Annotated in this window: 22 protein-coding genes and 1 pseudogene; 6 read left to right on the top strand and 17 right to left on the bottom strand. The window is 44.2% G+C overall.

Going from position 1 to position 25,228, the window contains the following annotated elements:
• The first annotated feature begins 618 nt into the window (after window positions 1-618).
• Window positions 619-1,665: a porin gene (locus tag ACVBIL_RS04745; RefSeq protein ID WP_447165841.1), complete on the top strand. Its 1,047-nt coding sequence runs from the start codon at window positions 619-621 to the stop codon at window positions 1,663-1,665.
• A 150-nt stretch (window positions 1,666-1,815) separates the two neighbouring features.
• Window positions 1,816-2,437 (top strand): annotated as a pseudogene (locus ACVBIL_RS04740) (IS4 family transposase); the annotation flags it as partial.
• A gap of 214 nt (window positions 2,438-2,651) precedes the next feature.
• Here the strand turns inward: ACVBIL_RS04740 and ACVBIL_RS04735 are convergent.
• From ACVBIL_RS04735 to ACVBIL_RS04725, 3 genes are read right to left on the bottom strand one after another with little or no spacing between them, the layout of a single operon-like run.
• Window positions 2,652-3,389 (bottom strand): TIGR04219 family outer membrane beta-barrel protein, encoded by a 738-nt coding sequence (locus tag ACVBIL_RS04735; protein ID WP_447165840.1) that lies wholly within the window; start codon window positions 3,387-3,389, stop codon window positions 2,652-2,654.
• 2 nt (window positions 3,390-3,391) lie between these two features.
• Window positions 3,392-4,363: a DUF2333 family protein gene (locus tag ACVBIL_RS04730; RefSeq protein ID WP_447165839.1), complete on the bottom strand. Its 972-nt coding sequence runs from the start codon at window positions 4,361-4,363 to the stop codon at window positions 3,392-3,394.
• Window positions 4,364-4,375: 12 nt separating this feature from the next.
• Complete coding sequence (locus ACVBIL_RS04725) at window positions 4,376-4,855, bottom strand: copper chaperone PCu(A)C (protein ID WP_447165838.1); 480 nt, start codon at window positions 4,853-4,855, stop codon at window positions 4,376-4,378.
• 33 nt (window positions 4,856-4,888) lie between these two features.
• On the opposite strand from ACVBIL_RS04725, the gene ACVBIL_RS04720 reads away from it, so the two are divergent.
• Window positions 4,889-5,626 carry an enoyl-CoA hydratase-related protein gene (locus ACVBIL_RS04720; RefSeq protein ID WP_447165837.1) on the top strand — a complete coding sequence of 246 codons (738 nt, stop codon included), beginning with the start codon at window positions 4,889-4,891 and terminating at the stop codon, window positions 5,624-5,626.
• A 209-nt stretch (window positions 5,627-5,835) separates the two neighbouring features.
• Here ACVBIL_RS04720 and ACVBIL_RS04715 read toward each other — a convergent pair whose 3' ends face one another.
• The 5 genes from ACVBIL_RS04715 to ACVBIL_RS04695 form a co-directional block, all read right to left on the bottom strand.
• Window positions 5,836-6,036 (bottom strand): PspC domain-containing protein, encoded by a 201-nt coding sequence (locus ACVBIL_RS04715; RefSeq protein WP_447165836.1) that lies wholly within the window; start codon window positions 6,034-6,036, stop codon window positions 5,836-5,838.
• Window positions 6,037-6,163: 127 nt separating this feature from the next.
• A complete protein-coding gene (locus ACVBIL_RS04710; protein WP_447165835.1) occupies window positions 6,164-6,472 on the bottom strand; it encodes a hypothetical protein in 309 nt (102 codons plus the stop codon).
• 246 nt (window positions 6,473-6,718) lie between these two features.
• Complete coding sequence (gene dusA / locus ACVBIL_RS04705) at window positions 6,719-7,705, bottom strand: tRNA dihydrouridine(20/20a) synthase DusA (protein ID WP_447165834.1); 987 nt, start codon at window positions 7,703-7,705, stop codon at window positions 6,719-6,721.
• Window positions 7,706-7,929: 224 nt separating this feature from the next.
• Window positions 7,930-8,880, bottom strand: coding sequence for a LysR family transcriptional regulator (locus ACVBIL_RS04700; protein ID WP_447165833.1), 951 nt, complete (start codon window positions 8,878-8,880; stop codon window positions 7,930-7,932).
• Window positions 8,864-9,841, bottom strand: a complete 978-nt coding sequence (locus tag ACVBIL_RS04695; protein ID WP_447165832.1) for a LysR substrate-binding domain-containing protein — start codon at window positions 9,839-9,841, stop codon at window positions 8,864-8,866. The genes ACVBIL_RS04700 and ACVBIL_RS04695 overlap by 17 nt, the downstream gene beginning before the upstream one ends.
• A gap of 424 nt (window positions 9,842-10,265) precedes the next feature.
• Here ACVBIL_RS04695 and ACVBIL_RS04690 point away from each other — a divergent pair, with 424 nt between their 5' ends.
• Complete coding sequence (locus ACVBIL_RS04690) at window positions 10,266-12,404, top strand: OmcA/MtrC family decaheme c-type cytochrome (protein ID WP_447165831.1); 2,139 nt, start codon at window positions 10,266-10,268, stop codon at window positions 12,402-12,404.
• Between the two features lie 169 nt (window positions 12,405-12,573).
• Here ACVBIL_RS04690 and ACVBIL_RS04685 read toward each other — a convergent pair whose 3' ends face one another.
• The 3 genes from ACVBIL_RS04685 to dnaB form a co-directional block, all read right to left on the bottom strand.
• Window positions 12,574-13,866: a hypothetical protein gene (locus ACVBIL_RS04685; RefSeq protein WP_447165830.1), complete on the bottom strand. Its 1,293-nt coding sequence runs from the start codon at window positions 13,864-13,866 to the stop codon at window positions 12,574-12,576.
• A 69-nt stretch (window positions 13,867-13,935) separates the two neighbouring features.
• On the bottom strand, window positions 13,936-15,012 hold the full coding sequence (alr, locus tag ACVBIL_RS04680) for an alanine racemase (protein WP_447165829.1): 1,077 nt from the start codon (window positions 15,010-15,012) through the stop codon (window positions 13,936-13,938).
• A 93-nt stretch (window positions 15,013-15,105) separates the two neighbouring features.
• Window positions 15,106-16,512, bottom strand: a complete 1,407-nt coding sequence (gene dnaB, locus ACVBIL_RS04675; RefSeq protein WP_447165828.1) for a replicative DNA helicase — start codon at window positions 16,510-16,512, stop codon at window positions 15,106-15,108.
• Between the two features lie 122 nt (window positions 16,513-16,634).
• On the opposite strand from dnaB, the gene ACVBIL_RS04670 reads away from it, so the two are divergent.
• Window positions 16,635-18,854 carry a S46 family peptidase gene (locus tag ACVBIL_RS04670; protein ID WP_447165827.1) on the top strand — a complete coding sequence of 740 codons (2,220 nt, stop codon included), beginning with the start codon at window positions 16,635-16,637 and terminating at the stop codon, window positions 18,852-18,854.
• 400 nt (window positions 18,855-19,254) lie between these two features.
• Here ACVBIL_RS04670 and rplI read toward each other — a convergent pair whose 3' ends face one another.
• From rplI to rpsF, 4 genes are read right to left on the bottom strand one after another with little or no spacing between them, the layout of a single operon-like run.
• On the bottom strand, window positions 19,255-19,707 hold the full coding sequence (gene rplI / locus ACVBIL_RS04665; RefSeq protein ID WP_447165826.1) for a 50S ribosomal protein L9: 453 nt from the start codon (window positions 19,705-19,707) through the stop codon (window positions 19,255-19,257).
• Window positions 19,708-19,734: 27 nt separating this feature from the next.
• Window positions 19,735-19,962, bottom strand: coding sequence for a 30S ribosomal protein S18 (gene rpsR / locus ACVBIL_RS04660; protein WP_005497284.1), 228 nt, complete (start codon window positions 19,960-19,962; stop codon window positions 19,735-19,737).
• Between the two features lie 11 nt (window positions 19,963-19,973).
• Window positions 19,974-20,279 (bottom strand): primosomal replication protein N, encoded by a 306-nt coding sequence (gene priB / locus ACVBIL_RS04655; RefSeq protein ID WP_012278733.1) that lies wholly within the window; start codon window positions 20,277-20,279, stop codon window positions 19,974-19,976.
• 8 nt (window positions 20,280-20,287) lie between these two features.
• Window positions 20,288-20,701: a 30S ribosomal protein S6 gene (gene rpsF / locus ACVBIL_RS04650; RefSeq protein WP_447165825.1), complete on the bottom strand. Its 414-nt coding sequence runs from the start codon at window positions 20,699-20,701 to the stop codon at window positions 20,288-20,290.
• Between the two features lie 339 nt (window positions 20,702-21,040).
• Between rpsF and ACVBIL_RS04645 the strand changes: the two genes are divergently transcribed.
• Window positions 21,041-21,784 (top strand): DUF481 domain-containing protein, encoded by a 744-nt coding sequence (locus ACVBIL_RS04645; protein WP_447165824.1) that lies wholly within the window; start codon window positions 21,041-21,043, stop codon window positions 21,782-21,784.
• Window positions 21,785-22,020: 236 nt separating this feature from the next.
• On the opposite strand, the gene rlmB is transcribed toward ACVBIL_RS04645, so the two are convergent.
• Together rlmB and rnr are read right to left on the bottom strand one after the other, a co-directional pair.
• A complete protein-coding gene (gene rlmB, locus ACVBIL_RS04640; protein ID WP_447165823.1) occupies window positions 22,021-22,761 on the bottom strand; it encodes a 23S rRNA (guanosine(2251)-2'-O)-methyltransferase RlmB in 741 nt (246 codons plus the stop codon).
• Complete coding sequence (gene rnr / locus ACVBIL_RS04635; RefSeq protein ID WP_447165822.1) at window positions 22,762-25,227, bottom strand: ribonuclease R; 2,466 nt, start codon at window positions 25,225-25,227, stop codon at window positions 22,762-22,764.
• Between the last annotated feature and the right edge of the window lies 1 nt (window position 25,228).

The raw sequence follows: 25,228 nt of genomic DNA, 5'->3' as shown, positions 1-25,228 counted from the left end.
TAATAAATAGACTTAAAAGGCAGCACTCGCTGCCTTTTTGTTTTAGCGTCACAGCTAAATCAATACCTCGCCTTTCCCCGCAAAACATGAAAAAAAACAAAACCCCAAAACGTGACTTTAAAATAGCCATTACTAAATGAAATGCATTTTATAGATGATTTAATTCTAGGTATGGGCAAGTCACCAGCGGACAAGAGATTCACAACAAAAACTTAACATTTAGTGCTATTCCCCCTAGTTTCTACTTAAAACCCTCACAGGTTAATTTTGCAACAACAAAATATACCCAAAAACAGCTCGATTTCAGCCTTAGCAAACACTAAATAAGCAAGAGGCGCGTACTTGCACCCTACAAAAATACTACTTTAGTGATAGTTCGAAGTATTTGTTTCTATAGAAATCACCAAATAAACAACGAAAGCTCTCCAATCGTCACAAAAAAGTAGCAAATTAATCTTGAACCCCTAAAAACATGATCTAGTCCACATTCTTCATGCCATAAAACTGTAATATTTAGCCCCACAATTGTTATGAGCTCGGATGCTTGTAGCAAAAACAAAAGTTTATGTAAGAAACCATAAGAAACGAATAGGAACTTAGGTTCTGGGAGCAAATGAAATGAAAAAGACACTAATCTCTGCGTCAGTGGCATCAGTTTTAACCCTAGCTTCTTTCGGCGCGCTAGCCGATGGTCCAGGCTTTTACGGTCGTTTAGATCTAGCTGTAACTAATGCAGATACGGGTGCAACGACTCAAAATGGTAAAGAAGGGACTGTTTTCGAAAACAACTTCTCTTTCGTAGGTGTTAAAGGTACTGAAAGCCTAACTAACAACATCGACGTTGTTTACCAGATGGAGTTTCAAGTTGAAAACACAACTAACTCTGGCGAAACCTTTAAAGCGCGTAACACTTACCTAGGTCTTAAGTCTCAGGCAGGTACTGTACTTGTTGGTCGTAACGACACTGTATTCAAGCAGTCTGAAGGCGGCGTTGATATTTTTGGTAACACTAACGCCGATATCGACCGTCTAGTGGGTGGTCAATCACGTTCTGCTGATGGTATCTGGTACTACTCACCAAAGATTGCCGATCTTGTGACGCTAAACGCGACTTACCTAATGGAAGACAACTATGTTGATGCTGATGATAAAGACGCTGTTAAGTCTTATGATGCTCAGTACGCATTAAGTGCAACTATTGGTGATAAGAAGCTTAAGGCGCAAAACTACTATGTAGCTGCGGCTTATAACACTATCGGTGGCATCGATGCATACCGTGGTGTAGCGCAAGTTAAACTAGGTGAGTTTAAAGTGGGTGGTTTATTCCAGAACACTGAAAGCCAAACTACAGACCAAGAAGGTAACTCTTACTTTGTAAACGTTGCTTACAACCTAAACGGCGTTAACCTAAAAGCTGAATACGGCATGGACGAAGGTGGTTTTGGTAAGTACTACCAAAACTCTGTAAAAACAGATGCTGGTAAACTAATTGGTGATGATATCAGCGTTCAAGTAATCACAGTTGGTGCTGACTACAAGATCTCTAAATCAACTATGGTATATGGCCACTACGCTATGTACGAAGGCGACCACAAAGTGGGTACTGCTAAAGTTGATCTAAAAGATGACAACGTATTCACTATCGGTATGCGTTACAACTTCTAATCGATTGGGTCTTAAGACTCTGTAACGATTTTAAGCCATAAAAAAGCGACCTTAGGGTCTCATGCCGATCATTTAGTGATTTATCGTTCGGTTGACTGATCTTCTAGATGCTTCAGAATCCGAGTCCTACTCATAGGTCTCGGATTTTTTATGGACGTTTCTCAAGCTCTCAATATCATCAACGAATGGAAACCTAATCAGGTTTAAACATTAGCCGATTTACTCCCGCTCGAGTTAATTGGTGAAGCATATTCGCTCACTGATACCGTCACCATGCGCAAACGTAAGTTGGCGCATTGACCTCAATGGAATGGCCTAACTACCCTAAGTGTTGATGGTGTTGTTTGGCGCCCCCCTGATAGCCTACAGAATAACCCAGTATTTTCTCGTCAAAAAAACACAATATCCTCAAGTAAGAATGGGATGTCAGATGGCATTGAGCAGTCACTTGTTCACAGGTAGCGCCTTCGATGATTATAAAGTCAATGAGATGCTGCTTGCTGAGAAATGGATAGAGACCACGCCAGATCACAGTGTCACCTTGTTCGACAAAGGCTTTTACTCATTAGAACATCTACATAAATGGCATCAAACAGGTACTGAACGGCATTGGCTTATTCCGCTAAAAAAGAACGTTCAATATGAGGTTATTCAAGCACGAGGGCGTAATGATAAGTTAGTCGCTCTACGCAGTAATCTTAGAGCGCGTAAGCTTTGGCCAGAGTTACCCGAAACCCTAGTAGCACGTCTTGTGACTCGGAGAATAAAAGGTTTTCACAATATGACAGAGAGCTTAATTCTAGAGGGACTGCGAGAGAGAACAATCCCTCGAGCAGTGAAACCTAGGCCACAAGGGTATGGCAGAAATAAAAATGCCGCTCACCTTAAGTGAACGGCATTAGCTAAATGGCGGTTTTTTTTATGTATTACTTAAGTAAGAATTAGAATACTAATTCTTAAAATACTAATTCTTAAAATACTAATTCTTAAAATACTAATTCAACACCAGCAAAGTAACCTTTAAACTGCATATCAGCCGTTACGCCATCGAAACCATTAACGTCAAACTTAAAGTCACGGTAACCGGCGCGAATACGGTAATCTAATGCTGTGCCATCAAAATTCCAGCCAAGACCCAATGAGTAGTCATAAACGCTAGACTCGTCAACGCCCATCATGATGTCTGCAAAACCATAAAGACCAAGGCCAGGAACGCCTACTTGCGCGTCGATATAACCCATAACGATGCCGCTATCGATATTTTTAGTTTCTGGGTGACCAGCATCAGATACGCGGAACTTTCCATCCATCTTCTTATAAGCCGCACCTAAATCCAGCGCTACGATATCGTTATCTAGGATCTCGTAGTAAAGTACGAAGTCGGTGTTGCTTAAATCAGTGCTGGTATTCACATCACCTTGAAAGTTATGACCGTTATAGCTGAAATCGGCACCGCTCATCTTGCCATCAGCATCTAAGCTATTTTGTCTAATCTTCACATTTGGCACTAGCGGAATTGGATGCTCAACAGCAACCCAGATGCTTCCTTGCGAAGAGTCTTTATAATTAAACTCTTGCTGCGCTTGACCCTTCTCAGCAAAAGTTCCATTAGTATCAGCCTTCCAGTAGTCGCCACCGACTTTAAAACCTAAAACAGTAGCAGCCTGAGCTGAAGTGCCCATAAATGAACCTAATAGGGCACATACCAATAACGTCTTTTTCATAGTTAACCTTGAGTCAATAAGTTAGTTAGATCGATAACCGCTGCATTTGCGCGGGAGATGTAGTTTGCCATCACCAGAGAGTGATTGGCGACAACCCCAAACCCAGAACCATTAAGGATCATAGGGCTCCATATAGGTTGTTGTGTTTCTTCTAGCTCACGAATAATCTGACGTAGACTAATTTGAGCATTTTTCTTTTCTAGTACATCGGCAAAATCAACTTCGATTGCCTTCATAAAGTTCAGTAACGCCCATGTGGCACCGCGTGTCTCGTAAAAGACATCGTCAATCTCCCACCAGCTGGTTTTAATCTCTTGCGCATCATAACCAGGTGTTGATTGCCTTGCAGAGCTATCGCCTGCTAAATCAGTATTTAATCGCTCCTGCCCTACACTTGCTGATAACCTTTGAGACATGCTACCTAAGCGCTTTTGCACCTCTTTAAGCCACTCGTTGAGGTTATCGGCGCGAGCATAAAACTGGGCATCAGGGTTTTCTGAGGCCGTCATTCTGGCACGATAAAGCTTTAACAACTTTACTGCGTCACGGTATTCACTTTCAGCACTAGGAACAAGCCAACTTGTATGTTCAATATTCAGTTTTGAATGCGCCGCTAATAAATCTTTATCAGCAGTTGATTGGGACTGTGAACGGCTAAACTCTTTGCGCATGATCAAGGCTAAGTCTCGCGTTTGCTCAATAGCACCGAACTCAAATGCAGGCATGTTATCCATAAAAATAGCAGGAGGAGTCACATCATTTGACAGCCATCCACCAGGCTTATCTAGCAAGCCTTCAATAGTCAAAATCAATGCACTCGTTGTTGCATAACCAATCACATTGTCGACACTCTGTTGGTTATATGCATTTGGCTCAATAGGATCGGGCTCTACACTCCACCAGACACTAATTAGATAACCAATCAAGAAAACAACAATAACGGCCGCTAAGACTTTCTTCCATGTCACTTGCATTTGACTTGCTCCTTAATGGTGGTGATGCTGATGAGCACTATCATTTTGCGGTGCTTGCTTCTTAACGGGTAAGCTAATCTTTTGCTCTGACCCATCCACAAACTTAAGCGTCATATCAACTTTAGAATCAATCACTAACGGCGATATTAAGTCCATTAACATAATATGGTTTCCAGATTCAGATAGTTCGAGACGACCATGAGAGTCTATGTCAAAGCCGTCAACTTGGCGCATTTTAACCATGCCGTCTTCTTCAATCAGAGTGTGTAATTGTGCCTCTTTAGCGAAGGGAGCATCGACGGCGACTAATCGAGTCGCATCACCATGATTCTCCAGAGTAATATATGCGGCGCTGTTCGGCACGGTTGCAGGCATAGCACGTACATAGCCATCAACCAATACTACTTGCGCATAGGCAGTAAAAGATAGGCAGCTTAAAAGACCAAGGTTAAACAGTTGTTTGAATATTAGCTTCAATGTCATAAACTCCATGTAAACCCAATTCGTAAAATGAGGACATCACGAATGAGCACGATTCAAGTTAGGGACGATAATGGGGTACGTATTATTACGTTTAATCGTCCGGATAAGCGTAACGCGCTTAACCTACAAATGTATACACAGCTAACAGAATACCTTATCCAAGGTGAGTCGGACAATGAAATTCGAGCCTTTATGTTTCGCGGTCAAGCAGATTGTTTTACTTCCGGTAATGATGTTGCTGACTTTTTACAAAATAGTGGTTTAGGTGCTGAACACCCTGCTTTTCGTTTCCTATTTTGCCTGTTAGACCTTAAAAAGCCAGTCGTTGCAGCAGTAACTGGGGCAGCCGTTGGCATAGGTACGACCATGCTACTACATTGCGATTTAGTTTATGCCGATAATAGCGCTAAATTTCAACTGCCTTTTGTACAACTTGCTCTCGTCCCTGAAGCGGGCGCCAGTATGTTACTGCCCCAAGTGGTAGGGCAAGCAAAAGCGAGCGAGCTGTTGATGCTGGGAGAAAGCTTTAATGCTACTCAGGCTCTGTCTTACGGATTAATTAACGATATCATCGACAGTGAAAGCATTTTTGATTTTGCTTTTAGCCGTGCACAGAAATTAGCGGCCTTGCCACCTATATCGCTGCAAACAACAAAAAAATTGGTACGCTATAACAAAGAAGCCGTGCGGGCGCAGATGGAAAAAGAACTGATAGAGTTTGAGGCTAGACTTGCAAGTGATGAGGCCAAAGCGAGATTTGCTGCATTTTTAAATCGTTAGTGAGTTTAGGTTTAATAAATGTACTTCAATGCCCTTGCGCTTAGTAGACTTGATACGGATGCTAATTGTCGATTGTTAGCATCCGTGTTAAATGGAGTATTATCACTTGAGAATGACAATGCGCTTGATAACGAATTGAGGCGATGTTTTTCAAGCTAGTTAGTACTCTCATTCAATTTTCCTCTTGATCACTAGGCTATACGCTCGCATTAACATGACTTTTCCCATTTAGGCAGCACTAAAGCTAATACAAAATAGGTGACTAAGCCCATTGCAGGGTTACAAAATATCGCCACAGCGCAAACGACTCGGGTCCACATGCAAGACCAATCAAACTTATCAGCCATTGCAGCCGTTACACCGCACACCAATGAACGTGGATCTTTTAAACGTTCAACAAAATCACTCATTTCAAACTCCCTTTCTATTAATCTTCTAACTTGTGCCACTCAAGTGAACACACTAAACAAGCAAACATAACTAAACTAATCACGGGCAGTAGTAGCAATGCTATAAACTGAGCAAAGAACCACATAGTTAATCCTTAATGACAGCGCTTGTTACCAATGATTTATTATTCTGAGTCGCGGTTAACTGTTCATTAGTGAGTTCATGCTCAGTGTCTAAATCGAACATCATTTCAGACATTTGAGATTGAATAGAAAGACTCAATTCCGTTTGCGCTTTACTCATCATATCTTGCATTTGCGAAGAGATATTCTTCTCAATATTGTTAGCGACATCGCTAATGATAGAGTTTTCAGCTTGAGCAGTAGCGCTTGCACCTAACAGTACTGCGGTTAATACAGAAGCTTTAACAGTTTTTAATACAGTTGAATTAAACATAATGGATTCCTTTTCTAGTTTGGCTAATTACAGGGTTCTTAATTACAGAGTGTTAATTACATCTTTCTCTAAATTACATAAGAACTAATACAAGCAGTGTGCCAACTTTTACAAACCAGCTTAAGCCACTGTTTTAAAAAGGGAATTGATATATAGGGGAGTTAAGGGGGATTGGTGGCTATTTAAACAACAAAAGATAGTTAGTGAAATTCACCATGGGCAGGTGAATTTCACTAAAGTAGATAATTACAGACTTACAATACCATTCATTTCGGCTCTAGCTTGAGTCACAACCTCAATACCTGCACCTTGTTTATGGGCATTTTCACTAAGATAACGGCGCCATACCCGCGAGCCCACTTCACCTTGATACAGGCCTATGATGTGGCGAGTGATATGATTTAGACGGCCGCCTTGCTGCAGATGTTTCTCTATATAAGGAAGTAGTTTCTCCAAAACAGCATCTCGACTCATAACCGGCGTATCCATGCCACAAAGCTGTTGATCGACTTCAGCCAGTATATACGGATTTTGATAGGCTTCACGGCCAACCATAACACCATCTAAGTGCTGCAAATGAGTCTTACATTCTTCTAGGGTTTTAACACCACCATTAATGCTGATGTTTAACTCTGGGTAATCACGCTTAAGCTGATACACGCGCTCATAATCAAGAGGCGGAATTTCGCGGTTCTCTTTTGGACTCAACCCCTGCAGCCACGCCTTACGGGCGTGAATAATAAATTCTTCACAACCAGCCGCCTTAACAATGTCGATAAACTGAGTTAAAAACTCATAGCTATCTTGCTCATCTATGCCAATACGGGTTTTAACGGTAACCGGGATATCAACCACTTGCTTCATCGCCGACACACACTCGGCGACCAGCTCTGGCTCAGCCATTAAACACGCGCCAAATCGTCCGTTTTGCACTCTGTCTGATGGGCAGCCCACGTTAAGGTTAATCTCATCGTAACCGCGCTCGGCAGCAAGCTTGGCACAAGCCGCTAAATCAGCAGAGTTTGAACCACCTAATTGCAAGGCAAGGGGATGCTCTTCTTGGTTATAAGCGAGATAATCGCCACGTCCATGCAAGATCGCACCAGTCGTTACCATCTCGGTATATAGCAAGGTTTGAGAAGACATCAAACGTGCAAAATAACGGTAATGCCTATCAGTCCAATCCAGCATGGGGGCGATTGAGAAGGTGCGGTTGATTGGTGTAACTGACATAAACTATTTATCCAACTCTATATAATGACTTTTCTCACCGAAACCTAAGGGAGTGTCTATTTAGTAAAATACTCGCTCCCTAACCAAGCCTTGATAGAGACCAGGGCAACAGGGTTATCAGGGAAGAGTAAAGCAGGCGAAGCGCAATAATGGCGCATTATAGCACTACATCCCGAGTTAGAAGAAAGCCTCACCGCGAATGTTTTGCAACGCATAACGAGGGGCTACTTATGAGACTTCACAATATAGGCCTCTAACGTCTGTTGTAGCCACAAAGGAGCAATCACCTTTTTATCCAGTGATCGTTTAAGCCACAGATACACGGTGGGATGAGAAAAACCTTCCAATAAAGACTTATCTTGGCTGTACTCTATTTTACTCACATGTAAACCGTTAATGTTTGATAAGAAATCTACAGCACTCTTCACACCAATAATCATAAACGCGTTTGAATTTAGCAAGCTGCTTGCCGCACTGCCTAAATCTGGCGCCGTCGCGTATACCTGCATTGGCTTATCTTTCGCCTTAGCGTAAACCCCTATCGGTGAGTTGTTAGCAGGAAAAGGCATAGTAACCAGCTTTACCATGGGATAGTCAATCATATTGTCGATAGTTGGAGCATCCCAAATAGGGTGCTCGGCTCGAGCAATTAGATGGCCACCTCGATGCTGAATAATCGACTTTGATAACAGCTCTTTTCTCGTTGATGGCTTAAAGCAAATAGCGGCATCAACGTCACCATCAACCAACTCTTGTTCAGTATTCTCTGACCACGCAACTGTCGAAATAGCAAAGCTGGGATTGACACCATGATGAGCGGACTCTCTGATAACTTGTTGAGCTAAGCCTATTTCTAATTGAGGTACCGTGCTAATCACTATCGGTGGCTCTGGCACTGCAATACTGTTAATAGCTGCGGTTTCTACCGAAGTGGTACATGACATAATTTCAGAGAAAGAGGGATATAAACTATGGGTCAGCTCAGTAGGTACCAGTTTATTATTTTTACGAATAAACAAGGGATCATCGAACACCTCCCTTAACGCATTCAATGCGCGACTGACTTTAGGTTGTGATAACCCTAGTGTGTTAGCCACATCTGTGGTGCTATTTTTAAGGTATAACTGACATAGAATTTCAATCGTACCAATATTGATACTAGTTAGCTTTTTCATTATAACCTCCACCTTGTGAGGCCATGTTGGCTTTTATATAGTCTTCAATCTCGTTACAAATCCAATCAGGGTAAGTGTTATTTTTTCGCTCTTGCGTTAAATAGTAGTGATAACGGCCACTTCTTTGGTTTATCAATTCGCTAAGCTCTGAGCCCAGCTTTAGCGCACCTATATTCCCTCGCTGACATAAAAATGCAATCGCATCTCGATGGCACAAGAGCGTCACCGCATGACTTTGCTCCAGTTGCAACATCAGATCGGCCAGCAAACAAACCTTACCCATCAGGTTTAACTCTCGCTCAGCATCTAGGGCGTAACATTCTAGAGGAGTCGTCACGTCATCGTGCTCGTCATCAGAAAAACTGATATAGGGATGATCAAATATATCGTCAACCTGCAAAAGCGGACTCGTGTTCAACAAGGGATGGTCTCGCCTAGCAACCAGCACATAAGCGTCTGACTTCGCGATTAAACTAGAGGTCAATTGCTCTGTATTATAAGCGCTATAGGTCACTGCGATATCCACATATTGCTGCTTGATAAGTTCAGCAACATTGCTAGTACAAGGCTTAATATGAAACAGATAGTTTTGCCGTTCTTGAGTCGCCCTTTGTTGCAGGTGGCGCAAAAGGTTGAGTGATAATGTGGGCGGACAAGCAATAATCACCTCACGGGTTCTGGTGTCATCGTGGTTAACATCTATATGCTCACACATTTTCGCTAACTCAATGATCCGCTTCATTTTTGGATAAATTTCGTTAGCTAAATCGCTTCTCTCAAACCCCTGCTGCTTACGTATAAACAAGGGGGCATGCAGTGAATGCCTTAATGACTTCAAACTCCGACTGACTTTAGAGCCGGGAACCTCTAAGGTTTGGCTAACCGTCGTGGCGTTTAATGATTCGTACAATAATACAAATACTTGAATATCAAATAAGTTATTAGCGTTTAGCTTATTCATTCAACCTCAAATCAAAGTCGTAAATCATTATTAGTTAATCTAAAGCAATCCTCAAAGCTTAGGTATAGACTCCGTCAATTTTCGCGATGCTAATATTAGTTAATACTCAATTTTGTGACCCCAGTTTAAGGTTTTACACCGCTTATAGGTCTCAACTTTCAGATTTGCAAAATATGAATTTTACATTTCCACACCCCGCAATACAGACAAAACAACCAACACGCAAGCCGCGCTCAATCGTTAACACTAGAATGCGCACCTTAAAGCAGCTCAAACACGACAAGCAGTGAGCAGGCGCAGTGTAATCGACCGATAGTAAGCAAGTGAGTAAAGTGATCAACTTCATATCAAGCAAACGTCATTATCAATAACATTTTAGCAACCAAGAATGGTTGCCTTTAAGGAACGTATGATGATGATGATAATGAAAAGAAAAACATCGTTAGCCCTGTTGATTAGTTCTGCATTTCTAATCTCTGGCTGTTCAGATGGTGAAGATGGAAACAATGGAGAGGATGGCGCGCCAGGTGGCGGTGGAGAACCTGGTACTTCAGGCCTTCATATTGACATGGCTGCAGAGGCAATGGCTGAAATCAGCAATGCAACCTATGCAGACGGTATCATTACCGTTGATTTTGATCTGGAAAATAAAGAGGGTGTAGGTCTACATGGTCTTAGCGCTGAAAATGAGTATCATGATTTCCGTTTCTCATTAGCCCAGCTAAAAACCAATGATGGTTCAGATCTTAAACAGTGGATCTCTCTGTTAAATGACGCAACAAACGATGCTGGAACCACTTTCGAGCAAGGATTTGAGCAGATAAAGAACTGTGCTGAGTGCCTAGTTGATCATAAAGATGGTACTTATACCTATACCTTTAACACCAACTTAACCACTGCGGTTGATCCTGCTGGAGTGGTATTTGATGCATCCTTGACTCAGCGGATTGCTATCGAGATGCAGTTCGAATATGCCTCGGGTCATGAGCTCGCTGAAAATGCCCATTATGACTGGATCCCTGCAACGAATTCGACAGAAGGCGTTGAGACTCGCGATCTCGTCACACTCGAAACTTGTTATACCTGTCACCAACCGGACAGCCTAAAGGCTCACGGTGGTCGTAGACTTGATCTGGAAAACTGTCAGTCATGCCATAACGGCATAGTGTCAGATCCAAATGATGTGTCTGTTGAACTAGGACACATGGTGCACGCCATCCACATGGGTCCTAACCGTGAAGGCAAAGACGCCGAAGGTAATGTGGTTGCAATGCCTTATACCATCGCAGGTTACGGTGGCGATCATGCCTTTGACTACCCAGCATTCCCGACAAAACCCTTTATGGATTGTGCGACTTGTCACGTGGAAGATGAAACGCTTGCCGATAAAGACTTATGGTTAGCCAATGCCAACGCCAATGCGTGTACCGGTTGTCATACCGACTCGCCAGCACAGCATAAATCAGATAAGAACCCTGAGTTGGTTTGTACCGATTGTCACAGCGCAGCAGTTCATACGGATCATAAGAAACCTTATGAGGCCGCTGAAAACTACGACGTTGAAGTCAGCAAAGTGAGCATAGACGCTGCTAATCTGATTCAGTTTGACGTAAAAATAATGGATGCAGATGGTGCACTCGTCACTAAGGAAGAAGTCTACAAGCAAGGCTATAGCAAGCCCTATATGGTTGTAAGCTGGGATGTAGAGAAAGATTATCCTGACTACAATCAAGCCCCTTATAGTGAGCGCCGTATCGACTTAAAAGATGAGGCCAAAGCCACTTGGAATGCCGACAACACAGTAAGCGTTGCGGTAACTATGAACTTCCCAAGCGACATCGCTTCTCGCTCTTTAGAAGTCCTACCTGTACTTAAGGTCTGCTTTGAAGAGGGCACTGAAATACGTACAGACTGTAGTGCAGACAACGCCTACCCAGCTTATGTGCAAACTGAAGCTTACAGAGCAGTACTTAGCGATGCTGATGCAGTCGTTGCCGAACGCCGTTCTATCGTAGATACAGCAAGCTGTTTTGGCTGTCACAGCAAAGAGTTCTACCATGATTCAAATGGAGTGAACTGTATAGCTTGCCATACTAATGACAAGAGCCTTAAAGGTAATGGCGAAGCCAGCAATGGCGTTGCATTATTGAAATCGACTAGCTTCATGTACAAGGCGCACAAAGCGACTGGACATGATAATGGCCACGGTGGTAGCGGTACTATCTTGAAGACAGATTGTACGACTTGTCACTCTGCAACCGAAGGCTATGGTGGCTTGAAGTATGGCTTCGAGTTAGGCCGTAATGCGGGTCAAGCTCATACCATTCCTAACACTCAAAGCCCTGCAGCCGATGAGGAAGTTGTACCTTGGTACGCCTCTTCTGATGCTGCTGCATGTATAAGCTGTCACCAGAAATACCTGTCTGATGCTGCCATGTCGCATATGGAATTAAATGGTGCTTACATTGGTGTCGACAAAGCAATGGCAAAAGAAGCTAAAGAAGCTTGTGCAACCTGTCATAGTCCACAAAAAGTCATGGAGCATCACGGTTTTAGCTTATAGCTTTATGCAACAATTTTTACCATGTAACTTTTTTCTTGCAACTCCCTCCAGTAAAACCCTGAGGTGCTAATTAGTCCCTAGCGCCTCAATAAGTTCCATCCCCTGCAAAAGTCAAAGGCACCGAAAGGTGCCTTTTTTGCGTTTTCAATGAACGAATCTAATAACCACCTTAGAATGGTTGATTCACCATGATCCAGAATTGGTTTGATTCTTCGCTAAACGCGAACTCCGCACGCACAACGATACTTTCAACTTCAAATCGCGCGCCAAAACCTGCCGACCACTTTAAGTCATCATGTAACGCGTTGGCGCTAAAGTCATCACTCACCTGCCCCGCTTCGGCAAATGCCACCCACTGCCACCAAGGCACATCATATAAGTTAAACACTGGCCACTCTTGCAATGGCTGCCATCTAGGTTGGACACGATATTCGGCACTGTAAAGCACAGCTGAACGGTCGGTAAAGCGTTTGCTGGTGTAACCACGAAGACGCTCAAAACCTCCTAAGCTCACGCCGGCAAAGCTAGGCGGACGATGGAAATCACCTTGCGAATCAGAGGTCCAAGTTGGGGTGTCGGCTAAGTAAAAGTTAAAGGCCAGAATTTGCTGACCAAACCATTCATTGGAGTCGATAGAAACAAACGCGCTCTGCTCAAACTCCCAAGTGGTCCAGCTATTGCGCGACCCCGTACCAAAGTCTCGGGTCATTTTTAAGCTTGTTTGCCCACCTTGAGTGCTGTTTTTACCGTTATCACGGTTATCCCAATCAAGCTCTACTGCAAGTCCCTTAGCTTGTTCTGGTAAAAATTCATAGCCTTCTAGTTCACGACTATGGGTAAACGGGCTGAATTTAACGCTAGTCACACCCGAGTCCAGCGGGTTCCAGCTGATATCACCTCTTGCACGGCCAAGGCTGCGTACCGCACCTTGACTACCTCGACCAATAGGCAAAATATATCTGGCATGAAACTTAGTGTAAGACTCATCACCAAGCGTGATTACTCTCTCACTGTCACCATAAGGCGCGGCTTGTTCAGGCACATAATAGACCCCCTCTTTAAAGCGGGCTTGATACGTTTCTAACGAAAATAACCATTGGTCAACAGAGGGGAGCTGAAAGTCATTAAAACGCAGGTAGCTTACCCAGCTGTTGTTAGTGCTATATACGCCAATGCCCAAAATAGAGGACTGGATCTGCCCGGCATGTTTGAGTACACCGGCACCGCCAAGAGCAGTGCTCAGGCTTTCGCTCGAAAACACAAAAGGTACCGCGGCAAACTCAGCTTGGTAATCCGGTATCTGATCTTCGGGCAACTTAGATTTAGGTGAAACCGACTCTGAAATAATGTTTTCTTCGCCAAACTGCTGAGCATCATCCATCTCTGTCGGTGCGGAGCCAGCAAATGCCAGCGGCGACATCAGGCCAAAGGCCATAAATACGCTGTGTAAATTAATTTTCAATTTAAGACATCTTCTACTGTAACGGGCATCCCGCCTCAAATTACAGCATCACATAAGTTGATTATTTGCTCAGTCTAGGCAAACAGCGACTCGTGGAGTCAATTTTGTAACAAGCTCGTAGGCGATTGTCCCGATATGCTCTGCCACCTCCTCTACTGGAAGGTCTTTCCCCCAAAGCACGGCATCATCACCAACGCAATCTCTAGCATCGGCACCAAGATCCACCGTCAACATGTCCATTGAGACACGACCAACGATAGGCGCTAATCTACCATTTACGAGTACTGGAGTACCCAAAGGTGCGTTGCGAGGATAACCGTCACCGTAACCAATAGCCACAACGCCGAGCTTAGTGTCTTTATCTGCAATCCAATAACTTCCATAACCAACGGCTTGCCCCGCTTTATGATCGCGAATAGCGATAAGCTGTGACACTAATTCCATCGCGGGGATCAGCCCATGCTTAGTGCCGAGATCACCAACAACAGGCGATACACCATAAAGTGCGATACCCGGACGGATCCAATTAGCTTGGCTTTGTTGCCAAAACAATGCTCCCGCCGAATTAGCTAATGTTCGATCACCTGGCAAATCTTTGGTTAGTGCATCAAAAGTGGCTAATTGTGCTGCGGTGTAAGGATTATCAGGCTCATCAGCACAGGCAAAGTGGGTCATTAAATTAATTGGCTTTGCAATATTATCGCAAGCCAATAAGCGCTGATACACGCGATGAAACTCATCTGGTACGAAGCCTAAACGATGCATACCAGAATCGACTTTCATCCATACGGTAACCGGGTGGCTTAACTTGGCTTGCTCAAGCATTTCAATTTGTGACTCATGATGAACCACAGTCTCAATATCATGCTCAACTAAAGTGATTAAATCCGTAGCACGAAAGAAACCTTCCAGTAATAACAGTTTAGCGTTAATGCCGCCAGCACGAAGCGCCAATGCTTCTTCTAGGCGCGCTAAACCAAAACCATCGGCATTATCTAAGCATTGAGCCACATTGAGTAAGCCATGACCATAGCCATTAGCCTTTACGACCGCCATCACTTTACTCGATGGGGCAAGTTCATGCAGTCTGGCCAAATTATTCTTTAATGCCTGGCGACTAATTTCTGCTCGTGGGAATGGTTTCACAACTGACCTTGTTCTATCTAATCTAAAAATAAGAGCCTCATCGAGGCTCTATTGTAGGTAATCATGGTCCTAAAAGGCACTTATAGACAATAATTAATCTTCTTCAAATTGCGGACCAGAGTAATTATCAAAACGCGAGAATTGACCTTGGAAGGTTAAGCGGACACGGCCAATTGGACCGTTACGCTGCTTACCAATAATAATTTCTGCCGTGCCTTTGTCTTCAGAATCATCGTTATACACTTCATCACGATAAATAAACATGATCAAATCAGCATCCTGCTCAATTGCACCCGATTCACGCAAATCGGAGTTAATTGGGCGTTTATCAGCACGTTGCTCCAATGAACGGTTAAGCTGAGATAGCGCGACTACCGGAATTTCGAGCTCTTTTGCCAAGGCTTTAAGTGAGCGAGAAATTTCAGAAATCTCTAAAGTACGGTTATCTTTAAGCGCTGGCACCTGCATTAACTGAAGGTAATCGATCATGATCATCGACAAGCCGCCGTATTCACGTGCAACACGTCTTGCACGGCTACGAACGTCCGTCGGCGTTAAACCAGAGCCATCATCGATATACATCTTACCTTGCTCTAGCATGATCCCCATGGTTGAGGAAACGCGTGCCCAATCATCATCATCTAACTGACCGGTACGAATTTTAGTTTGATCGACGCGGCCGAGTGAGGCCAACATACGCATCATGATCTGCTCCGAAGGCATCTCCAAACTAAAAATAAGCACGGGTTTATCTTCATTCAGCGCTGCCTGCTCACACAAGTTCATCGCAAAAGTGGTTTTACCCATAGATGGACGCGCTGCCACAATAATCAAGTCACCAGACTGGAAACCTGCGGTCATTTTATCTAAATCACCAAAACCGCTTGATACCCCTGTGACACCGTTAGTTGGGTTATTGTATAGCTGTTCGATTTTATCTACCGTTTTTTCAAGAATCGTTTTTATGCCTTCAGGGCCTTCATTGGCATTAGCGCGCTGCTCGGCAATTTTAAACACTTTGGTTTCGGCTAAATCGAGCAATTCACTCGAATTACGCCCTTCAGGGTTAAAGCCCGCATCAGCAATTTCGTTGGCCACTTTGATCATATCGCGAACAACGGCACGCTCACGCACAATGCTGGCATAAGAGAGAATGTTACCGGCGCTCGGTGTGTTCTTGGCAATTTCACCGATATAAGCAAAACCACCGACATCTTCGAGTTGATCTTCTAGCTCTAGCTGTTCAGAGACGGTAATTAAGTCAATGGGTTGACCCGCACTGACCAAAGTCTGCATCGCGGTAAAAATCATGCCATGGGCACGCGAATAGAAATCTTCTCTTACTACAGCTTCAGCCACTCGGTCCCAAGCATCAGAGTCCAACATCAACCCACCGAGAACCGATTGCTCAGCTTCAATTGAATGCGGCGGCATCTTCAGCGCGTCCATCTGAAGATCTCTTGGTTTCTCTTTGCCCTTAAAGGCGCGTTGTTGTGACATTAAATCTCCAAAATTCCAACGTTTAAGCAAAATGTGGTATAAAACTGGGGTCAAACAAAGCAGGCATGTAACATCTAACGACCTGCAACGAAAAAACACTATAACAATATTAAGGAACGAACATGCGCAATGCATTGATTGCCGCCATCGCTCTCTCGACAGGGATGCTGCCATCAGCCGTAGCATTGGCCGATGAAGGACAATGGCAACCCTACCAAATGCCGTCTATCGCCGATAAGCTCAGCGAACGTGGTATCAACATTCCAGCTAAACAGTTAGCGGACTTAACCCGCTACCCCATGAATGCGGTAGTCGGACTGGGCTATTGTACCGCCAGTTTTGTTTCGCCCCAAGGCTTAGTTGTGACAAACCATCATTGCGCCTACCGTGCTATTCAATATAACAGCAAAAAAGAGCATAACTATCTTGCCGATGGCTTTTTAGCTAGCAGTAAAGATCAAGAGCCGACAGCGGGCCCCAATGAGCGCCTGTATATTACCGAGGCGGTCACCGATGTATCCCAGCAAGTCAAAAAAGATATTGGCGAAGATCCATTAAAGCGTTATGAAAATATTCAAGCTAATCGCAAGGCACTGATCAAAGAGTGTGAAAGCGATGATAATTACCGCTGCTCAGTCAGAAGCTTCCATAACGGCCTTGAATACTACCTAATCAAACAGCTGATTATTCGCGACGTACGCTTAGTATACGCACCACCTGAAAGCGCTGGGGCGTTCGGTGGCGATATCGACAACTACGAGTATCCACGTCATTCAGCCGATTTTACCTTCTTACGCGCATACGTAGGTAAAGATGGCAGACCTGCCGCCTTTGCCGAAGACAACGTGCCTTATGTACCTAAAAGCCACTTAAAGATTAACGCCGATGGCGTTAAAGCCGGTGACGGTGTATTTGTAGCGGGCTACCCAGGCTCGACTAGTCGTTACCGTTTAACCAGTGAACTTAAGTTTGCTAGTGACTGGTTATACCCAACGCTCGCGACTCGTTATCAGCTACGCATTGACACTATCGAAGCCATGAGCGCTAACGATAAAGACGTTAAGATTAAATACGCAGGCACATTAGCAGGCATGGCAAACCGTATGAAAAAATATAACGGTTTGTTAGATGGCTTTAAAGCCACCGATATCGCAGGCATTAAGCAAAGCCGCGAAGATGATTTTCGCGCATGGCTAGCAAAAGATGCTGAGTATCAATCATTTCAAACTCAGTTTGATGAACTAGAAACCTTACTGGTAGAGCAGCGCCAGCAGCGCCAAGGTCGTTACTACTTCAAAAACGCGCAAAGCAGCGAGCTACTCGCTACAGCAAATAAGCTGTATCGCTTAGCCAAGGAAAAGCAAAAGAGTGATGAAGAGCGTGAAGAAGGTTATCAAGAGCGTGACATGAAGATGTTTAAGGCACGCCTTAAACGTTTAAATTCAAGCTTTGCCATTAGCGTCGACAAGACAATGTGGATGCAAGACCTAGAAGCCTATCTTGCTCAAGACAACCGTGTTGCTCAGCTTGATGCCATGCTTAACGAAAACGATAACGAAATAAGCTTGAGTGAAAAACTTGATGCACTCTATGCGCTCACGTCACTCACGGACAAAGACAAGCGCCTTGCCTGGATGGATGCCGACGCAGCTCAGTTTGAAACCAGTGCCGATCCGTTTATTCGCCTAGCGGTTGCTCTGTACGAGCAAAACATGCAGGCAGAGAAGGATGCTAAGACCTTGGCGGGTAAGCTATCAAAAGCCCGTCCTGACTACATGAAGGCTATTATCGCCTACAACAAAGCCAATGGCTGGCCAGTATACCCAGATGCAAACGGTACGCTACGTATTACCTACGGTATGGTTGATGGTTATCAATCAGCTGATTCACTCTATAAGCAGCCATTTACGCGTTTGGAAGGTATTACGGCTAAGCATACGGGTGTTGAGCCGTTTAACGCGCCGACAAAGTTACTTGAGGCGATTGAAGCAAAACGTTATGGCGCTCATGCAGTCGAAACCGTTTATCAAGATCCAGCCTCTTGGTTATGCCGCTTATTTTCTTGTTTAGACAAACCAGAAAACTTCGGCTCAGTGCCGGTTAACTTCCTATCGAGTGTTGATACCACAGGTGGTAACTCAGGCTCCCCCGTGTTTAACGGTAAAGGAGAATTAGTTGGGCTAAACTTTGACTCCACTTACGAAGCCATTACCAAAGACTGGTTTTTTAATCCAACCATTACGCGTGCCGTCCATGTCGATATTCGATACATCTTATGGATGATGGATGAAGTCGACAATGCTAATAACCTGATTGAAGAGTTAGATTTAGTGAACAACTAATCCGGTGCTATTGCACACTTAAAAGGCATATGAGCTACGCTTATATGCCTTTTTTATTTATAGCGTTACTCATACTTCAACTTCCTGCTTATTCTCGAACCTTCTTTATAAACTCATCTCGATATCTAGTTAGCTATTTGACCAATAAACCTGTCTTTGTATGTTGTTGATTGAGTTCAACATAAAATTCGGCCGATATTGACGGGCTAAAGCCCGACCTACAACAAAAGCCCTTCCCTCCTCACCGTCTTCCCTAGCTTGCTTTTCCTGCTTTTCCTGCTTTTCCTGCTTTTCCTGCTTTTCCTGCTTTTCCTGCAATGCTATTTTTTAGGCATAAAAAAACACCGCGCTAATAAATTAGTGCGGTGTTTTTATTAAAGCATTTGCTTAGCGCAAATTATTAAGCTTCTGCAACAACAGAAACTTTAACGATTGCTTTAACTTCAGTGTGAACTTGAACTTCAACTTCGAATTCACCAGTAGTGCGGATAGCACCTAGTGGAAGACGAACTTCGCTCTTAGCTAGTTCAACACCAGCAGCTGTAACTGCATCAGCGATATCACGGTTGCCAATTGAACCGAATAGCTTGCCTTCGTCACCCGCTTTAGAAGCGATAACAACAGACTCAAGTGCAGAGATTTTCTCAGCGCGTTGAGTTGCAGCAGCTAGGTCAGCAGCTAACTTAGCTTCTAGATCAGCACGACGTGCTTCAAAAACTTCAGTGTTAGCAGTGTTAGCAACAACAGCTTTACCTTGTGGTAAAAGGAAGTTACGTGCGTAACCCGCTTTTACAGAAACTTGGTCACCCAAGTTGCCTAGGTTAGCGATTTTATCAAGTAAAATAACGTTCATTTTATATTCCTCTAAATTAATGCAGTATTACTGATGTAAATCAGTGTACGGCAGTAGAGAAAGATAACGAGCACGCTTGATAGCGCGAGCTAGTTGACGTTGATATTTAGCATTTGTACCAGTGATACGACTAGGAACAATTTTACCACTTTCAGTGATATAGTTCTTCAAAGTTACGATATCTTTGTAATCGATCTCGGTAACGCCTTCTGCAGTGAAACGGCAGAACTTGCGACGACGGAAATAACGTGCCATGTGACAGTCTCCTAAGTTTTCAATTCGACATTTTCAGCGTGTAAAACCAAGCGATTTTGACCATTTCTGCTCTGTTGCAGATTAATGAAGCCTTCGACTTGTATTTCAACGCCGGCTTTCAGATTTTTTGAAACACTATTAAAGTGTTCACCACTTAATACAACTTGGATTTGGCAATAAACGTTGCGTAACATTCCTGCTTCGTAACGCTGCGATTTGTGTTCTAACATCACTACCGTATGGGCAATGCCTGCAGGACTATCAAATTGCCTGGAACGCGTAATGGTTCCTGCTAATACCAAATTGTTTGTGGTCACAAAAAAACTTACTCAGCAGTGTTTTCAGCGCTTTCTTCAACTTCTTCAGCAGCTTCTGCACGAGGTGCATGCTCTTCAGATGAACGACGTGTGTCGCGCTCGTCTTTAGCTTTAGCCATTGGAGATGCTTCAGTGATGGCAGCTTTAGTACGCATAACCATGCTACGCAAAACAGCGTCGTTGAAACGGAAAGCTGTTTCAAGTTCTTCAACCGCTTCTGCAGTAGTCTCTACGTTCACAAGAACATAGTGAGCTTTATGCAATTCGATGATTGGGTAAGCCAGTTGACGACGGCCCCAGTCTTCTAAACGGTGGATTTGACCGCCAGCTTGGGTAAGAATACCCGTGTAACGCTCGATCATACCTGGCACTTGCTCACTCTGATCAGGGTGAACTAAAAATACGATTTCATAATGACGCATTTTTTTGCTCCTTACGGTTATCTAGCCTCGTTGTTGGCTCAGTCAAACCTAATAGAGGCAAGGAACTAATTAAAGTGACTGAATTAAGCCGCGAGATAGTACATAAATCCAAGCCATAATTCAAGCCATAACTTAGCCTAACGGTGAGCTATTTACGCCCTATAGATAAATACTCCTCAGAAAACGGCTAAGTGATAGCTAACCCTGTATCACTTAGGAGATCACATCTCGGGTATTATCGGCTGATAAGCTTAAGCAATCTAGTTTGCCTCTAGGCTGATTCTAGGTATTATGTCGCAACGCACCACCTCCGTTTAAAAAACACCAAGAATAAGAATAATGCTAAAAACTCTCATTGTTGTAGTTGCTCTAATGTTCTCACAGGCAGCGATTGCCTTAGTACCGCCGGATTATCAAGAGCCTCCTAGCGATCTAACGGCTGAAATTGAAGCCGGTTTTCAGCTAAATACGGGTAACACCGAATCCAGTAGCTTTAACGGCAGAACCAAGTTGGTTTACGACACCAACACAACTCGGCAAGAGGGAACGGTTAAAGCTTACTTTGCTGCAGATGATGAGAAAACAACCGCAGAGAAATACGATCTTCAGTTGCAGTCTAACTATAAAGTTAATGGTGGTTACTTTTTTGGACGTGGTGACTTCACCTGGGATCAATTTGGTAGTTACACCCGCATAGCAACGGTTTCGGGTGGTTATGGTTTCGACACGATTAGCACCTCTAAAACCAAACTAAGTTTAGAAATCGGTCCGGGTTATCGTTATAACTTACCGATAGCAACTGATGACGCCCCCAATCCAGAAGCCTCGAAAGACATCATTTTGCGTACAGCGGCCAAATTTGAGATGAAACTACAAGAATACACCAGTTTAAATGCCGATTTGATCGCAGAGACAGGTGAAGATAATAATACTCTCACCCTAGATTTAGGCTACAAGAACACCCTATTTCAAGACTGGGCATTTAAAATCGGCGTTAACGTAAAATATACTCAAGTGGTACCTGAAGGGTCAAAGCAAACTGATACCATCACAGTGTTTAATCTACTCTATACCTTCCAATAGAGGCTTGCAGCACTCGGTTATAACGTTTCAAACTCACATCAGATTACATTACTCTTAATTGATGAGTTGAGTAAACTCGATATCAATTCGTATCTACCCGCTCCGTTCAGTATCAATCTGTAGATACAAAAATGCCGATAAGAGTTTACTCTCATCGGCATTTTTAAGCTGATTCTAACTTCAAAACTCAAGTTCCAAGCTCAAACCTGAAACTCAAAGTTCATCACGCCCAAGCATTACGCAAGACGTTGGCGTACCGCTTCAAATAAGCAAACGCCAGTCGCAACTGAAACGTTTAAGCTCGATACACTACCCGCCATTGGGATCGACACTAATGTATCGCAGCTTTCACGAGATAAACGGCGTAAACCTTTACCTTCGGCGCCCATCGCGATTGCTAGAGGGCCTGTCAGACTTGCTTGGTAAATCTCACAATCTGCTTCGCCTGCTGCGCCGATGATCCAGATACCTTTTTCCTGCAAGCTACGCATAGTGCGCGCAAGGTTAGTCACTTGATATAACGGCACCACTTCTGCTGCGCCACAAGCAACTTTGCTCACAACTGGCGTTAAACCAACAGAGTTGTCTTTAGGTACAATAACGCCGTGTACGCCAGCGGCGTCTGCGTTACGCAAACACGCGCCTAGGTTATGCGGATCGGTAACACCATCTAGGATCAGTAAAAAAGGCACATCTGTCTTTTCTAGCATTGCAGATAAGTCGTTATCATTAAGAATCTTTGCCGGCTTAACCTTGGCAACGACACCTTGGTGTTGGCCACCTTCAGACTTGTCATCTAATGCTTTACGCGAAGCATACTGTACTGACACGCCCCACTCAGCCGCCATGGCAAGAATTTGAGTGAGTCTCGCGTCGTCACGACCTTGCAATACCCACATTTCAATTACGCGCTCTGGGCTGTTTTTAAGTACTGCTTCAACAGCATGTAATCCAAACGTCATATCTTGCTTTTTCATTTATTTCTTACTCACTTTACGCTTGGCTGACTTAGCTTTACTTGCTGAAGATTTTTTTGCCGAAGCTTTGGTCTTGGTCTTTTTAGCTGCAGCGCTGCTGCCGCTGTTATATTTACCGCTGCTAGGCTTACGCTTAGCACCTGTTTTAGATTCTGATTTGGAATCTGCATCGACGCCTTTATCACGTGAAGACTCGCGTCTACTACCCGCCTTGGCACCTTCGCGGTTAACTCGCTCACGCGCGGTTAACGGCTTAGTCGGTCTGCGGCGCTTACCACCTGCAGAGTCCCCTTCCATCATCAGATCAATCTGACGGTCATCAAGGTTAACCCCAGCAACTTTTACCGTTACCGTATCGCCAATTTGATAAACTTGGCCAGAGGCTTCACCGACCAAACGCTGGCGCATATTATCGTATTGGTAATAATCACTACCCAGACTTGAAATATGCACTAGGCCGTCAATAAATAGGTCGTTAAGGCGGACGAACATGCCAAAGTGAGTCACTGATGCAATAACCGCTTCAAATGTGTCACCGACATGGTCTTGCATAAACTCACATTTAAGCCAGTCATTCACATCGCGAGTCGCTTCATCAGCGCGGCGCTCAGTGGTTGAACACTCTTCACCAAGCAGATCAAGCTCTTCAATCTTATAGTTATAACCGCCATCAGCAGTCCACTGATCCGTTAAGTTGCCTTCTTGCTTAGCAAGGAGGTAACGGATAACGCGGTGTAAAACCAAGTCAGGGTAACGACGAATTGGCGATGTAAAGTGAGAATACTCCTCTAATGCCAAACCAAAGTGACCTTCGTTATCTGGTGTATAGGTTGCTTGGCGCATTGAGCGCAGCAACATAATCTGAATCAGTTCTGCATCGGGTCTGTCAGCAATCTGCTCCATTACCGCTTGGTAGTCTTTAGGCTCTGGATCTAGACCGCCTTCCATCGTTAAGCCACGTTCTTTAAGAAAATCCTTAAAGTTAGTTAACTTTTGCTCCGATGGCGACTCGTGTACACGGTATAACACTTCACCTTTATTCTTTTTAACGAACTTAGCAGACGCAACGTTGGCTAAAATCATGCATTCTTCGATGATTTTATGCGCTTGATTACGATTGCGCGGTACGATCTTGTCGATCTTACGCTGCTCATTGAAGATAAACTGAGTTTCAGTGGTTTCAAAAGCAATGGCACCACGCTCAGCGCGAGTTTCTTCTAATGTCAGGTATAGCGACTGTAATGTCTGCAGATGCGGGAATATCGGCTTGAGTTTATCACTCACCTCTCCGCCCTCAAGCATATCGGCAACCTGGGTATAGGTTAAGCGCGCATGTGAATGCATCACTGCCGGGTAAAACTTATAGCCCGATAGCTTACCTGCCGCTGAGATAGTCATCTCTGCAACCATACACAGACGGTCGACTTCTGGCATCAAAGAACACAGACCATTAGAGATCTTCTCTGGCAGCATAGGGATAACTTGCGATGGGAAATACACCGAATTACCACGCGCTCGCGCTTCTTTATCAAGTGCCGACTCGGTGCGAACATAATGGCTCACATCAGCAATCGCCACCCATAAACGCCAGCCGCCAGACTTTTTCTTTTCGGCGTAAACGGCGTCATCGAAATCGCGTGCATCTTCACCATCAATGGTCACTAATGGCAAATTACGTAAGTCAACGCGACCTTCTTTATCGGCCTCGGTCACTTCATCAGGGATTTTACGTAGCTTCTTCTCGATCAGGCCTGACCAAGTATGCGGCAGATCGTAATTGCGCAGTGCAATTTCAATCTCCATGCCTGGCGCCATCTCTTTACCAAGTACTTCTGTCACTTTACCAGCCGCTTTTACGTAGCGACCTGGACGACGAGTTAGCTCAAGTACCACAATATCGCCCTGACGCGCACCGAGGCGGTCTTCTTCAGGGATAAGGATCTCTTGCGTAATGCGTCTATCATCGGCTATCACAAAGCCCATGCCTGCATCTAAGTGGAAACGACCCACTAATGCAGCGCTGCGCTGTTCAACCAAGCGCACTATACGTGCTTCACGGCGGCCTTTACGGTCAACACCCGCTTTTTGCGCCAGCACGCGGTCACCGTGGAAATACATCAGCATGTCACGGTTATTGATATAAAGGTCGTCGCCGCCCTCTTCTAACTTTAAGAAGCCAAAACCATCACGGTGACCAATCACGGTACCAGTTAACAGGTCCATTCTCTCAGGCAAGCCATATGACTGGCCACGAGTAAACACTAGCTCACCATCACGCTCCATCGCACGTAAGCGACGACGAATAGCTTCTAGCTGCTCTTCACCTTCAATTTTTAATGCTGTAGCAATATGCTCACGAGTTAACGGAGACGTTTGCGAGCGCAAGTATTCCAAAATATACTCACGGCTTGGGATAGGATTTTCGTACTTTTCTTGCTCACGCTTAATATGCGGATCTTGTATCATT

It is taken from the genome of Shewanella sp. 125m-7 (genome assembly GCF_052977045.1).
Note: the sequence above shows the minus strand (reverse complement) of the source record. Positions and strands in the feature narration are given on the sequence as shown.

Excerpts from the sequence above, each read along its gene's own strand:
- ACVBIL_RS04690 (WP_447165831.1), top strand. The coding sequence starts at position 10,266 with ATGAAAAGAAAAACATCGTTAGCCCTGTTGATTAGTTCTGCATTTCTA.
- ACVBIL_RS04745 (WP_447165841.1), top strand. The coding sequence starts at position 619 with ATGAAAAAGACACTAATCTCTGCGTCAGTGGCATCAGTTTTAACCCTA.
- dnaB (WP_447165828.1), bottom strand. The coding sequence starts at position 16,512 with ATGTCACAACAACGCGCCTTTAAGGGCAAAGAGAAACCAAGAGATCTT.
- dusA (WP_447165834.1), bottom strand. The coding sequence starts at position 7,705 with ATGTCAGTTACACCAATCAACCGCACCTTCTCAATCGCCCCCATGCTG.
- ACVBIL_RS04735 (WP_447165840.1), bottom strand. The coding sequence starts at position 3,389 with ATGAAAAAGACGTTATTGGTATGTGCCCTATTAGGTTCATTTATGGGC.
- rlmB (WP_447165823.1), bottom strand. The coding sequence starts at position 22,761 with ATGAAAAAGCAAGATATGACGTTTGGATTACATGCTGTTGAAGCAGTA.
- ACVBIL_RS04645 (WP_447165824.1), top strand. The coding sequence starts at position 21,041 with ATGCTAAAAACTCTCATTGTTGTAGTTGCTCTAATGTTCTCACAGGCA.
- rnr (WP_447165822.1), bottom strand. The coding sequence starts at position 25,227 with ATGATACAAGATCCGCATATTAAGCGTGAGCAAGAAAAGTACGAAAAT.
- ACVBIL_RS04695 (WP_447165832.1), bottom strand. The coding sequence starts at position 9,841 with ATGAATAAGCTAAACGCTAATAACTTATTTGATATTCAAGTATTTGTA.
- ACVBIL_RS04710 (WP_447165835.1), bottom strand. The coding sequence starts at position 6,472 with ATGTTTAATTCAACTGTATTAAAAACTGTTAAAGCTTCTGTATTAACC.
- rpsF (WP_447165825.1), bottom strand. The coding sequence starts at position 20,701 with ATGCGTCATTATGAAATCGTATTTTTAGTTCACCCTGATCAGAGTGAG.
- rplI (WP_447165826.1), bottom strand. The coding sequence starts at position 19,707 with ATGAACGTTATTTTACTTGATAAAATCGCTAACCTAGGCAACTTGGGT.
- rpsR (WP_005497284.1), bottom strand. The coding sequence starts at position 19,962 with ATGGCACGTTATTTCCGTCGTCGCAAGTTCTGCCGTTTCACTGCAGAA.
- ACVBIL_RS04700 (WP_447165833.1), bottom strand. The coding sequence starts at position 8,880 with ATGAAAAAGCTAACTAGTATCAATATTGGTACGATTGAAATTCTATGT.
- ACVBIL_RS04725 (WP_447165838.1), bottom strand. The coding sequence starts at position 4,855 with ATGGAGTTTATGACATTGAAGCTAATATTCAAACAACTGTTTAACCTT.
- ACVBIL_RS04730 (WP_447165839.1), bottom strand. The coding sequence starts at position 4,363 with ATGCAAGTGACATGGAAGAAAGTCTTAGCGGCCGTTATTGTTGTTTTC.
- ACVBIL_RS04720 (WP_447165837.1), top strand. The coding sequence starts at position 4,889 with ATGAGCACGATTCAAGTTAGGGACGATAATGGGGTACGTATTATTACG.
- ACVBIL_RS04715 (WP_447165836.1), bottom strand. The coding sequence starts at position 6,036 with ATGAGTGATTTTGTTGAACGTTTAAAAGATCCACGTTCATTGGTGTGC.
- ACVBIL_RS04670 (WP_447165827.1), top strand. The coding sequence starts at position 16,635 with ATGCGCAATGCATTGATTGCCGCCATCGCTCTCTCGACAGGGATGCTG.